Annotated in this window: 11 protein-coding genes; 1 reads left to right on the forward strand and 10 read right to left on the reverse strand. The window is 75.4% G+C overall.

Translation table 11 applies throughout. The features are described from left to right. Nucleotides 1-20: 20 nt before the first annotated feature. The 9 genes from ACFVT2_RS09685 to ACFVT2_RS09725 all read right to left on the reverse strand — a co-directional run bounded on the left by ACFVT2_RS09685 (nucleotide 21) and on the right by ACFVT2_RS09725 (nucleotide 10976). Complete coding sequence (locus ACFVT2_RS09685; RefSeq protein ID WP_390014363.1) at nucleotides 21-2069, reverse strand: ATP-binding protein; 2049 nt, start codon at nucleotides 2067-2069, stop codon at nucleotides 21-23. A gap of 57 nt (nucleotides 2070-2126) precedes the next feature. Beyond that, on the reverse strand, nucleotides 2127-3983 hold the full coding sequence (locus ACFVT2_RS09690) for an alkyl/aryl-sulfatase (protein WP_390014365.1): 1857 nt from the start codon (nucleotides 3981-3983) through the stop codon (nucleotides 2127-2129). Nucleotides 3984-4093: 110 nt separating this feature from the next. Then, complete coding sequence (locus ACFVT2_RS09695) at nucleotides 4094-5173, reverse strand: methyltransferase (RefSeq protein ID WP_390014367.1); 1080 nt, start codon at nucleotides 5171-5173, stop codon at nucleotides 4094-4096. 602 nt (nucleotides 5174-5775) lie between these two features. Then, nucleotides 5776-6216: an SPW repeat protein gene (locus tag ACFVT2_RS09700; protein WP_390014370.1), complete on the reverse strand. Its 441-nt coding sequence runs from the start codon at nucleotides 6214-6216 to the stop codon at nucleotides 5776-5778. Nucleotides 6217-6394: 178 nt separating this feature from the next. Then, nucleotides 6395-7432: a lysylphosphatidylglycerol synthase transmembrane domain-containing protein gene (locus ACFVT2_RS09705; RefSeq protein ID WP_390014372.1), complete on the reverse strand. Its 1038-nt coding sequence runs from the start codon at nucleotides 7430-7432 to the stop codon at nucleotides 6395-6397. Continuing rightward, nucleotides 7432-8319 (reverse strand): SAM-dependent methyltransferase, encoded by an 888-nt coding sequence (locus ACFVT2_RS09710; protein ID WP_390014375.1) that lies wholly within the window; start codon nucleotides 8317-8319, stop codon nucleotides 7432-7434. Before ACFVT2_RS09710 ends, ACFVT2_RS09705 begins: the two co-directional genes overlap by 1 nt. Continuing rightward, nucleotides 8316-9443: a glycosyltransferase family 4 protein gene (locus tag ACFVT2_RS09715; protein WP_390014377.1), complete on the reverse strand. Its 1128-nt coding sequence runs from the start codon at nucleotides 9441-9443 to the stop codon at nucleotides 8316-8318. Before ACFVT2_RS09715 ends, ACFVT2_RS09710 begins: the two co-directional genes overlap by 4 nt. 4 nt (nucleotides 9444-9447) lie before the next feature. Beyond that, a complete protein-coding gene (locus ACFVT2_RS09720; RefSeq protein WP_390014379.1) occupies nucleotides 9448-9846 on the reverse strand; it encodes a 6-pyruvoyl tetrahydropterin synthase family protein in 399 nt (132 codons plus the stop codon). Between the two features lie 74 nt (nucleotides 9847-9920). Then, nucleotides 9921-10976, reverse strand: a complete 1056-nt coding sequence (locus tag ACFVT2_RS09725) for a zinc-binding alcohol dehydrogenase (protein WP_390014382.1) — start codon at nucleotides 10974-10976, stop codon at nucleotides 9921-9923. 72 nt (nucleotides 10977-11048) lie between these two features. Between ACFVT2_RS09725 and ACFVT2_RS09730 the strand changes: the two genes are divergently transcribed. After that, nucleotides 11049-11852, forward strand: coding sequence for a CDP-alcohol phosphatidyltransferase family protein (locus ACFVT2_RS09730; protein ID WP_390014385.1), 804 nt, complete (start codon nucleotides 11049-11051; stop codon nucleotides 11850-11852). A gap of 25 nt (nucleotides 11853-11877) precedes the next feature. Here ACFVT2_RS09730 and ACFVT2_RS09735 read toward each other — a convergent pair whose 3' ends face one another. Continuing rightward, complete coding sequence (locus ACFVT2_RS09735; protein WP_390014387.1) at nucleotides 11878-12279, reverse strand: DUF6126 family protein; 402 nt, start codon at nucleotides 12277-12279, stop codon at nucleotides 11878-11880. Nucleotides 12280-12443 lie beyond the last annotated feature (164 nt).

Below are 12443 nucleotides of genomic sequence, written 5' to 3' on the forward strand. Positions count from 1 at the left end.
CCGGGCCGCCGGCGCGGTGCTCACAGTTCCCCGGCGAGGATCCGGGCGAGCAGCACGTCCGGGTTCTGCTCGGCGGCCCGGTCGAAGACCGCGGCGTACGCCTCGTCGCCGATCGCCGCGCGGGCCCGCCGCTCGCACTGCTCGCGCATCGCGCGGAGTTCGGGGGTGCCGCGCTGCGGGTGGCCGACCGTGCGCCAGATGGCCTGGCCGCTGCCGTAGACCTGGGCGGCGACCGCGCCGTCGCCCCGGGCGGCGACCGCGGCGGCCAGCACGTCCAGGCCGAGCGCGATCCCGAAGTTGTCGCCGATCCGCTGCTTGGCGCCGAGCATGGCGCGGGCGTGGCCCGCGGACTCCTCCGGCCGGCCCTGGAAGAGCGAGACCAGGGCGAGCTGGTAGTCGGTGTAGGAGCGGGACCAGTACTCGCCGCGCTCGACGCAGCCGTGGCGCAGCGCGGTGGCCACGTCGCGCGCCTCGTGGAACCGGCCGAGGGAGGTGAGCGCGAAGAGCCGGACGAGGTGGCAGCGGAGCCGGCCGGCGGAGTCGAAGGGGTCGTCCGGCTGCGGGCCGAGCACCTGCCCGGCGACGGTGTGGGCGGTCAGCGGGCGGCCGGCCATCAGATGGGTGAGGCCGATGAGGTAGCCGGCGGCGAGCGTCGCGTCCCGGTCACCGGCCTCCCGGGCGGCGCGGGCACACTCCCGGCCCAGGGTCTCGGCGGTGTGCAGTTCGCCCTGGAGGAGGACCGCGACGCCGAGCGCCCACAGGGCCCGGGTGCGGGCGGTGCCCTGGGCGGCCCGGGTGCCCTGGGCGTCCTGGGCGGCCAGGGCGCGCTCCAGGTAGTCGCGGGCCTCGTGCAGATGGCCGCAGCAGGTCCAGAAGAAGCCGATGGCCGCGGAGAGCTCCTGGGCGCGGGCCGGGGCGCTGCCCAGGAGGTGGTCCAGCGCGGTGCACAGGTCGACGTACGACTCGGCGACCCGCCCGTACCAGGTGACCTGGTCGGGGCCGAGCCAGCCGAGTTCGGCGCGGCGGCCGAAGCCGACGAAGTGTTCGGCGTGCCGGTCGGCGACGACGGTCGCCTCGTCGAGTTCGGCCAGCCACATCCGGCCGTACTCGCGCAGGGTGTCCAGCATCCGGAAACGGTTCCCCTCGCGGCTGACCACGGATTTGGCGGCCAGGCCGGCCAGTGTGGTGCGCACCCCGTCGGGGGTGAGCGGGCCGTCGGCGCAGACCGCGGCGGCGGAGCCGACGTCGAAGGTGCCGCGGAAGACCGAGAGTCGGGCCCACAGCAGCCGCTCCAGCGGTGCGCACAGCTCGTGGCTCCAGCCGATGGCGTTGCGCAGGGTGCGGTGGCGCGGGGTCCAGGGCATGCCGGTGCCGTCGAGGGCGTCGAGACGGGAGCCGAGCCGCTCGGCGACCTGGGCGAGCGGGCGGTGCGCCAGCTGGGCGCCGGCCAGCTCCAGGGCCAGCGGGATGCCTTCGAGGCGCCGGCAGATGAGGGCCGCGGCCTCGGCGTTGACCGGGTCGGTGAGCCGGAGCTCGGGGGCCGCGGTGCCGGCCCGCTCGGTGAACAGCGTCAGCGCGTCGTTGTCGCCGGTGCAGGGCAGCGGGCCGATCTCGGTGATCCCCTCGCCGACGATGTCCAGCGGCTGGCGGCTGGTGACCAGGACGGTGACGCCGGGGGCGGCCGTCAGCAGGTCGCCGACCAGGTCCCGGCAGGCGTCGACGAGGTGCTCGCAGGAGTCCAGTACCAGCAGCAGGTCCTTGTCGGCGAGCCATTCGCAGAGGGCGGCCACCGGTGTCCGGGCCGAGTGGTCGGCCAGCCCGACCGCGTCGCAGACGGTGGCGACCAGCAGTTGGTCGCCTTGTAAGGGCCACAGCGGGGCCCAGCGGACCCCGTCGGGGAACCGCGCGGCGGCGGCTCTGGCGGCCCGCACCGCGATCCGGGTCTTGCCCACACCACCGGGGCCGGTCAACGTGATCAACCGATGCTGCGTCAACTCACTGGCCAACCGCCGAAGTTCGGCTCGCCGGCCGACGAAGCTCGTCGATTCCTGGGGAATGTTGCTCGCCACCGGCCCAGTTTGCCCCACGCCACGGACCGCCCGCGTCCGCCGTGGGAGCGGCCCGGATCAGGGCGTGACGATGGGAAAGTTGGGGTCCGGGGCACTGAGCAGGCCGAGCAGTTCGTGCAGGGCCGCACCGGGCTCACCCTCCTGAGTGACGGCGGTCGGGACGCGGCCACCCAGCAGCTCGCGGAGCTGGGGTTTGGTGAGGCTGAGGGTCAGGTCCGGCCGGCTGTCGGGGGCCGGGGCGCCGGGGGTGCTGAGGTGGGTGAGGGCGCCGTTGGAGAGCGTCAGATGCCAGGTGCGGTCCTCGTCGGCGAGGTAGAGGTCGAGGGTGAGGTGCTTGTGCCAGGCCCGGGGCCCGTCGACGCGGATGGCGAGCGAGTCCAGGAGCTGGTCGACGCTGCGGGCCCGGACCAGGTCGGGGGCGGGGGCGTCCGGGCCGGTGGTGTCGGGCCGGGCGGCGGCCGGGGTGCCGCGCAGTTCCATGGCGGCGGTGAGGTAGTAGTTGCGCCAGGTGCCGTTCTCGCAGCCGTGGCCCAGCCGCTCGTAGACGGTGGCGAGTTCCCGGCGGGCGCGCAGGTCGTGCGGGGCGGCGAAGACGGCGTGGTTGAGCAGGGTGGCGGCGAACCGCAGGTCGCCGTCGGCGGCGTACCGCTTGCCGGCGTCCACGGTGGCCGCGACGCCGCCCAGGGTCTCCACGTAGCGCCTGGCCTGCTCGGTCGGTGGGTGCTCCCACAGGTGGGCCGGATTGCCGTCGAACCATCCGAGGTAACGCTGGTAGATCGCCTTGACGTTGTGGCTGAGCGAACCGTAGTAGCCGTGGTGTGCCCAGAGCCGTTCCAGGCCCGGGGGCAGCCGCAGCTCCTCGGCGATCTCGGGGCCGGTGCGGCCCTCGTTGAGCAGCCGCAGGGTCTGGTCGTGCAGGTACGCGTAGAGGTCGCGCTGGCCCGCGAGCAGGCGGCGGATGCGGGCGTTGCCCCAGGTGGGCCAGTGGTGGGAGGCGAAGGCGACCTCGGTGTCGGCGCCGAAGAGGGCCAGCGCCTCGTTGAGGTAGTGGGCCCAGCGCCGGGTGTCGCGGACCACGGCACCGCGCAGGGTGAGGACGCTGTGCATGGTGTGGACGGCGTTCTCGGCGGTGCACAGCGCCCGGTGGGACGGGGCGGTGAAGTTCATCGCGGCGGGGGCGTCGGCGCCCGGGGTGAGCTGGAAGATCAGGCGGACCCCGTCGACGATCTCCTCCTGGCCGGTGCGGGTGACGTCCACCGTCGGCGGGACGAAGCTGCGGGTGCCGGCGGAGGGGAGGGTGCCCAGGCCGCAGCCGATCTGTCCGTCGGGTCCGACGGGCAGCTGCGTCCCGTACATGTACACCGCGCGCCGGGCCATCGCCGGGCCGGTGTAGAGCTGCTCGCCGACCGCGCTCTCCCGGAAGCCGGCGGGGGCCAGCACCGGTACGGGGTGGTGGCCGGCCGGCAGGACGCCGCGGGCGCCGCCGAAGTGGTCGGCGTGCGCATGGGTGTAGAGCAGGCCGGTGACCGGGCGGTCGCCGCGGTGCTTGCGGTAGAGCTCCAGCGCGGCGGCGGCGGTCTCGGTGGAGAGCAGCGGATCGACGACGAGGACGCCGTGGTCGCCCTCGATGAGCGTCATGTTGGACAGGTCCAGGCCACGGGCCTGGTAGATGCCGTCGGTCACCTCGTACAGGCCCTGCCGGCTCACCAGCCGCCCCTGGCGCCAGAGGCCCTGGTCGGCGGAGTCGGGGCAGTTCCCGGCCAGGAAGGCGTGGCGCTCGGCGTCCCAGACCACCCGGCCGTCCGCAGCGGTGATCCGGGGCGGGTCGAGCGAGGCGATGAAGCCGCGATCGGCGTCGGCGAAGTCCTCGTGGTCGTCGACGGGCCGGGCGTCATCCACGGGCAGAGCGGTCACGGCGCGCCACCTCTCGGGGACGGCGGGCCATCACGGGCGCATGGCCCACACGTTCGATTTAACCGAAGAAGTGCGGCCACCGCACGTGTGGACCGGGCGCCGTCGGCCGATCACACCGGCTCGGCCTCGATGACCGCGGAGCGGTTGGGCCGCGGCAGGGCCGTGACGGTGCGGACGGCGAAGCCCGCGGTGCGGCACAGTCGCTCGAAGTCGTCCCGGGTGCGCTCCCGGCCGCCTACGTTGACCAGCATGTTCAGGTCGCTGAGGTAGCGGATCACGTCACCGGAGGCGTCGGCGACGGCCGGCAGGACCGGCTCGACGATCAGCAGCCGGCCGTCGTCGGGCACGACCCGTCGGACGTGGTCGAGGATCTGCCCGCACTGCTCGTCGTTCCAGTCGTGCAGCACGCTCTTGAGGAGGTAGACGTCGGCGCCTTCGGGAGCGGTGGCGAAGAAGTCGCCGGCCACCAGGGAGCAGCGGTCGGCCAGGCCGTCGCGGGCGAACCGGGGGCCGGCCTGGGCGAGGCCCTCGGCGCGGTCGAAGAGGATGCCGCGCAGCGCCGGATGCGCGCGCAGGACGCCGGCGAGCAGGGTGCCGTCGCCGCCGCCGACGTCGGCCACGGCGTGGAAGCGGTCGAAGGGGAAAGCCGCCGGCAGCAGCTCGGCGGTGTGCGCGGTGGCCTGGCTCATCGCGGCGTTGAACTGGGCCGAGAGGGCCGGCCGTTCGGCGAGGTGGCCGAAGAAGTCCGTGCCGAAGACGGTGTCGAAGGAGGGCTCGCCGGTGCGGACGCTGTCGTCCAGGTGCTCCCAGGCGCGGAGCAGGGCGGGGTCGGTGAACATCCTGACGAGCGAGTGCAGCGAGCCGGGGGCGTCGCTGGCCAGTTGTGCGCCGACCGCGGTGACGGCGAACCGGCCCGGTGCGGGCTCGGTGAGCAGTCCCAGTCCGGTCAGCGCCCTCAGTAACCGCGTCATGGCCTGCGGCTGGGCCGCGCACTCGGCGGCCAGGTCGTCCGCGGTGCGCTCCCCGTCGCCGATCCGGTCCACCACGCCGAGGCGGACGGCGGCGCCCACGGCGTAGGTCGCCATGGCGCCGTAGGTGAGCTTGACGAGGGCGTCCCGGGCCTCGTCGGCGCGCCGGTACTGCTGGGGCTCCAGGTGCGGGCGGTGCTGCTGCGACTGGTCGTCCGACATGGTGGAGTTCCTCTCCGGTGATGTCCGGTCAACGGCGTTACGCACGGGGCCCGGCAGGGCACAACAACGCCTGTGTGCCGTTGCGCAGCACACCCGGGCCCTCCGCAGTTAGGTAACCCTAAGTCGGCCCGATCTCCGAAGCAACGCCCCATCCACCGCCCTGCCCGTTCGGCGCGACCGGCAGCACCACCCGGGAGAGGAGGGACCCTCCCTGTCCCCCGACGACGACCAACTCCGCGACCTCGCGGAACAGTTCCCACCCGAAGCCGCCCCCTGTCCGCCCGTCCGCATACCGGCGGCCCCCGAGGCACCGTTCCGACGCTGGGCGGTCTGGCTGATACTGGCCACCGCGATCGCAGTCCTGGTCACCGGCGTGGCCCTGGCACACGGACTGCTCCTGGCCGGCGGACTGGTGCTGGCCGGGCTGGCCGGACAACGCTTCACGCCGCCCCGCTCCACCGCCCCCGGCCGCGACCACCGCCGGTAGCCGGACGGGGACCGCCCCGTACGCCGCCGGACGTGCCCGGCCCGCTTGCCGTCGCTTGGGGACTCCGAAGGGCAAGCGGGCCGGTGGTTTTCACACGCCCCCGTGGGAGCGCGCCTCACGTGACGCGGCGACTCCTCGATGCCACGGCGATACACAGCGCACCCAGCAGCAGGGTCAGGGCGCCGATGACGATGTTGTTCCAGATGACCCCCGCGTCAGGACCGCGTCCGACGATCCAGGGCGACACGATCAGCCAGGCGCCGATCGCGCACATCGCGCCGCTCAGGCCGTACATGCGTTCCGGAGTGACGGTGAACCCGATCGCCAGCAGGGCGATCGCGATGCCGACGATGAGGTTGTGGGCCATCAGCGCCGGTTGCGAGGCCGTGTAGTGCACGATCCAGGGTGACGCCGCGCAGTACAGACCGACCAGGAACACCGGCCCGTCGACGAACACCACGTCCCGCCCGCCGAGCGTCCGCTCGAACCGGGCCCTCATCTCGGAAACGTCAGGGTGACCAGCGAGATCTCCCCTGGGGTGTGAGACGTCGGCCATACGACTCGCCTCCTTCGGTCACGCGTCGGGGCCGCATCACGTGGCATCAGCCACTCACCCTTATTTTGCTCTTATGCCGCCTTTATGTGTAGATCTGGAACCAGGGGAATTTGTCCGGATCCGGTCGACCGGGCCGCCGCCCCCTCCCCCGCAGACCGCACCGCACCGCATCAGCCGCTCACCCGTCCGCGGATCGTTCGACGACCGCCGTAGCGACGGAGGTGTGCGGGGGCCGCGGCGACCGACCCGCGCGACGGGGCGGACGGCGGCGGGCGTTCCACAGCCCGGTGGCCCGGCGGACCAGCAGCACCCCGGCGCCGGGCAGGCTCGCGGCCAGGACGAGCACCCCGTACACGACGGCGGTGGCCAGCCCCTGCCCGGCACCCAGCCCGGCGGTGCCGAAGGCCCAGGCCGCGACGCCCTCCCGGGGTCCCCAGCCGCCGACGTTCAGCGGCAACGCCATGGCCAGCAGCGCCAGCACCACCAGCGGCACCAGGTCGGCGGCCGGCGCCCGTACCCCGGCGACCCGGGCCGCCAGCAGGAACGTGCCCACATAGCCGACGAGGACGGCCGACGACGACCCGACGACGCCCGGCCAGTGCCTCGCCATGGCCCGCCGGGCCTCGGTCAGCGCGGCCCGCAGCCCGCCGTCGGTCCGGCCGGCCGGACCGTCCCGGCGCCGGCGGGCCCGGCCGAACAGCACGGCCCCGAGGACGCCCGCCGCGAGCACCACGAACACCAGCCCGGCCGCCGGGGTGGTGAGCGCCCGGGCGACCGCCCCGCGCACCGGCGACGGCCGGACGGCGAGCAACCCGGCCCCGGCCACGAGCAGGACCACTTGTCCGGCGGCCCGCTCCAGGACGACGGCGCGCACGCCGCGCCCCACGTCCCCGGCGGCCCGGCCGTGGTGCACCGCCCGGTGGACGTCGCCGAGCACGCCGCCGGGCAGTGCCGCGTTGAGGAACAGCGCCCGGTAGTAGTCCGCCACCGCCTGCCCCAGTGGGAGTCGCAGGCCCAGGCCGCGGGCGACCAGACACCACCGCCAGGCACTGCACACGGTCGTCAGCACCCCGATGCCCACGGCGCCGAGCAGGGTGCCGGCGTCGATCCGGCGCAGTCCGTCCAGGAAGGCCCCGGAACCCAGGTGCCACAGCAGCGCCGCCAGGATCGCCACTCCGCCCAACGTGCGGAGCCAGGACCACGCCTGACGCTTCATCAGCTGAGTCGGGGGGCGGGGATCCGGGCCGGACCGGGGAGCGCCAGCAGGTCGGTGTGGTGCACCGTGACCCCCAGTTCCCCCGCCGCGCACGCCTCCAGGCGCCGCCGCAGATACCGGTCGGTCTCGGCGGCCAACTCCGGCCGCTCCTCCCGGGCGGCGGCCACCCAGCCCCGCAGCCACCGCTCGGCCAGCCCGCACTCGGGCCCGCCCAGCCGCCAGGGACTGGGCCGGGTCAGCACCCGCGCGCCGCGCCGGGTGAACGCCTCGGCGGCCACCGCGACCGCGTCCGGCCCCAGGTGCCGGCGGCCGCCCTCCGTCCGGCGCTGGTGGGCGTTGAACGCGGCGGAGATCTCGACGTCGAGGGGGTCGGCCGGGGTGAGTTCGACCCGGCCGGTGACCGAAAGCGCCAGCAGCGCCGGGCAGCCGGCGCCCGTACAGGCCGCGGCGACGGTCTCCAGTTCGTCGCGGGTGAGCAGGTCGAGCAGCGCGGAGGCGGTCACCAGGGACGTCCCGGCGAGGACGGCGGCGGTCAGGGCGGCCAGGTCGCCGCAGGCGGTGGTGGACGTAACGGGCCGGCCGTCGGCGGCGGTTGACGGCATCCGGCCGGCGGCCCGGGCGAGCAGCACCGGGTCGTGGTCCTGGAGGACCCAGTGCTGGGGGCCGGGCAGCCGGACCGCGAGCCAGCGCCCCATCGAGCCCGTACCGCAGCCCAGGTCGCGGATCAGCAGGCTGTCGGTGCCGTCGGGGCGCGCCCGAGCGGGGGCCGCGGCAAGCCGGTCCCGCAGTGGGTGCAGCAGCTCCGGCGCGCGGGCCGCGGCGTCCGCCCGCTCCCGCAACTCCAGCCACTGCGGGCAGAACCGCGGTCTGCCGACCGCCCCCGTCACGGGCTCCCCGGCGCGCTCCGCAGCCGTTCCAGCGCTCCGGCCAGGCTGTGCGACGTCATCTCCCACCCCTCCAGCATGGCACGGCGACCGCGCGCCGCGGCCGTCAGCCGGCACCGCAGTTCCGGATCGTCGAACCAGGCGCGCAGCGCCCCTGCCAGGGCGGCCGGCTCGCCCGACGGGACCAGCAGTCCGGGCACGCTCCCGTCGGGGGCCCGCCCGACCGCTTCCGGCACCCCGGCCACGGCCGTCGCCAGCACCGGGATCCCGCGCGCCAACGCCTCGGTGAGCACCATGCCGTACGTCTCGGCGTACGAGGCGAGCAGCACCAGGTCGGCGGCGGCGTAGCGGGCGGCCAGTGCCGCGCCGGTCAGTGGGCCGGCGACCCGGATCCGGCTCTCCAGGTCCAACTGGCGTATCCGCACGTGGAGTTGAGCGACACAGTCCGGGGCGTGCCGGGTGCCGCCGACGAAGGTGCAGGTCCACGGGGCGTCGGTGACGGTGGCGAGGGCGTCCACCAGGCGGTGGTGGCCCTTGCGCGGGGTCAGCGACGCCACGCACAGCAGCCCACCGGCGCCGTCCGTCCCCGCGGCGAGCGGCGCCGGATCGACGCCGGGCCGGGCGACCGTCACCGGCGGCAGCCCCGGCCCGTGGTGGGTGCGGATCCGGCGGGCCGCCCAGTCGCTGGTGGCGATCACCGCCCGGACGGTGTGCAGGGCGCGCCGCTCCCGGGCGTCCAGCGCCGCCGCCGTCCCGGGGGCGAGCCCGGTCTCGTCGGCGAGCGGCAGATGGACCACGACGGCCAGCCGCAGCCGGGCGGCCGCGGGGCGGAGGACGTCGGGCACCCCGCACGCCACCAGTCCGTCCAGCAGCACCAGCGCACCGTCCGGTAGCCCGGCCAGCAGCCGGGCCAGTGCGGCCGTGGCGGCGGTGTCCGGTCGCGGCCAGTCGCCGGGCACCGGATGGCGGTGCACCCGCCAGCCGAGGGCCGCCAAGTCGTGGCAGACCCTCAGGTCGTAGCCGTTGCCGCCGCTGGGTGCGGAGATGTCGGCGACGCCGCCGGGCAGGACGGCGTGCACCACCCGCGCACCGTCCGGGCCCGGGCCGGTCACCGGGTGCGCCCGCACCCGCTCACAGTGTGCGCTCGTAACTGGCCCAGGCGAGGTGGGATTCGTGCAGGGTGACGGTGATCCCGCTCAGTTCGCGGGCGCCCTCGCCGAGGTTGCCCGCGTACACCCGGTCGGCGATCCGGTCGGCGATCACCTTGGCCAGCGCCTCGGTCGAGGTGTTGATGCCGGCGAAGGCGGGTTCGTCGTCGAGGTTGCGGTAGTTCAGCTCGGCGACCACCGCGCCGAGTTCCTGGGTGGCCAGGCCGATGTCGACCACGATGTTGTCGTCGTCGAGTTCGGGTCGGCGGAAGGTGGCGTCCACGATGAAGGTGGCGCCGTGCAGGCGCTGCGCGGGCCCGAAGACCGCGCCGCGGAAGCTGTGCGCGACCATCAGGTGGTCGCGGACGGTGATGCTGAACACGGGTGTTCCTCCAGAGGTGTCGCCGACGGAAGGTCGCGGGCGGAGAGTCGGGGGCGGCGGGCGCGGACGGGGCGTCACACCGCACCGGAGGCCGGGGCGCCGGCCGCCGGGTAGCGGATGCGGTGGCAGAGCGCCGGAAGCGCGCCGGAGACCAGCCGGGGCAGCACCGACGGCAGGTCCTCGAAGGGGGACTCCCCGGTGATCAGCGCGTCGAAGGCGGGGTCGGCGAGCAGGTCGAGCGCGAGCGCCATACGGTCGGCGAAGGTGCGCCGGCCACGCCGGGCGGGGGCGACCGCGCCCACCTGGCTGCTGCGGACGGTCAGCCGGCGGGAGTGGAAGGACTCCCCCAGCGGCAGGCCGACCCGGCGGTCGCCGTACCAGCTCAGCTCGATCACGGTGCCTTCCGGAGCGAGGAGTTCGAGGGCCCGGGCCAGGCCCTCCTCGGTGGCGCTGGCGTGGACGACGAGGTCGCAGTCGCCGCGGGCGTCGGCGGGCAGCGCGAACGGGACGCCGAGCGCCGCGGCGGTGGCGGCGCGCGCCGGATCGGCGTCGACCAACTGCACCCGCGCGGCCGGGTATCGGGCCAGCAGGGCGGCGACCGCGGCCCCGACCATGCCACCGCCGACCACCGCGATCCGGTCGCCGAGCAGCGGCGCGGCGTCCCAGACCCCGTTCACCGCGGTCTCGACGGTGCCCGCGAGAACGGCGCGCGCCGCGGGGACGGCGTCCGGGACGGGGGTCACCGCGTCCGCCGGGACGACGTAGTGCGTCTGGTGCGGGTAGAGGCAGAAGACCGTGCGGCCGCGGAGCGCGTGCGGCCCCTCCTCGACCACGCCCACGTTGAGATAGCCGTATTTGACCGGTGCCGGGAACGCGCCGTCCTGGAACGGCGCCCGCATCACCGCGTACTGGCTCTCCGGGACGCCGCCGCGGAAGACCAGGCTCTCGGTCCCCCGGCTCACCCCGGAGTAGAGCGTGCGCACCAGGACCTCGCCGGCGGCGGGCCGCGGCAGCTCGACCGTGCGGATCTCGCCGCGACCTGGAGCGCTGAGCCAGAAGCTCTGGGCGACGCGCGGCAACGAGTCCTCCTGGACGGTGCGGCGATGCGTCGTGAATGCTGAGGGGCGCATGCCGGGGATCATGGCGACGCCGTCACGATACGCGGCGCCCCCCGGCTCCGCCACAGGGTCCCGGGAGGCGCGATGGCCGTACAAAGACGGTACGGGGCAAGGCCGTTCGGCACGGACCGGGCGGCCGGTGCGGTCGCGCAGCTGGTCCTGTTGGAGGTGTTGTGCCGGGCGGTCGGACTGGGTCCGGCGGGCTGGCTGACCGGGTTCGCGTTCGCGGTGGCCACCTGGGCCGCGCTCACCCGGGCACTGGACAAGTCCTGGCTGCGGTCCTTCGGGCCGGCCAACCGCGTCACGCTGGCCCGGGCCACCCTCGTCGGCGGGGTGACGGCGCTGGTCGCCGACTCCTTCGGCAAGCACGCGCCGGTGGCGGTGCTGGTCGGGCTGGCCGCGGTCGCGCTGGTCCTGGACGCGGTGGACGGCCAGGTGGCGCGGCGCACCGGGACGGTGTCGGCGCTGGGCGCGCGGTTCGACATGGAGGTCGACGCGTTCCTGATCCTGGTGCTCTGCGTCTACGTCGCGGTCCCGCTGGGGCCCTGGGTGCTGGCCATCGGCGCGCTGCGCTACGTCTTCGTCGCGGCGTCCTGGGTGCTGCCGTGGCTGCGGGCGCCGCTGCCACACAGCATGGCCCGCAAGGCGGTGGCCGCGGTGCAGGGCGTCGTACTGGTGGCGGCGGGCGCCGGGATCGCGCCGCGGGCGCTGGAGCGGGGCGCGGTGGCGGGGGCGCTGGCGCTGCTGGTGTGGTCGTTCGGGCGGGACGTGGGGTGGCTGTGGCGGGCCAGGGGGCGCGCGGCCGGTGCGGAATCCGTGGCGCGGACGGCGGACGGCGGGGCCGCGGGGCGGAAGAGCGGTGGGCGGTCCGTGCCGGGGGCCGGGTGAGGCCGGCGGGGTGCGGTCGGGGGCGTCAGGTCCCGGCGTGCCGTCCGAGGTAGACGACCAGCGCCAGGAACACCAGCGCCAGGTTGGTCACGGCGATGTAGAGCAGCACCCGTATCCACAGGCTGCGCCGGGCCGCCTCGTGGGCCGCGGCGCGGTGGGTCACCAGGACGGTGCCGGGCAGCCGCGCCAGCCGGGTGCCGGGGCGGACCGCGGTGGCCCGGGCCCGACGGACCCCGCAGCGGAGCGAGTGCCGGTGCCGGGCGGCGATCTCCGGGCAGGTCCGCCCATGGCCGCGGGGCGGGCGGAGCGGGCCCCGGCCGAGGTGGCGGCGGCCCCGGCAGGCCCGTGCGGAGGCGGTGGGTATGCAGGTGCGGGAACGGACCGCACGCCACGGCGGCGGTCCCTTGCGTCGCGGTGCGCCGGACATCGGCGGGTCACCCGGCTCTGGCGTCGGATGCGGTGGACCGCCGGCGTGGCGCGCCGCGACGCGCCCGGTCCCGGACCGACACGGCGAAACCCCCCCCCCAAGCCCACCCCGGTCACGCCCCCCCCCCAACCCCGTGATACGTTGAACCCGGGAAAAACACAAAA

The sequence above is a fragment of the Streptomyces sp. NPDC058000 genome (assembly GCF_042886435.1).
GTDB lineage: Bacteria > Actinomycetota > Actinomycetes > Streptomycetales > Streptomycetaceae > Streptomyces.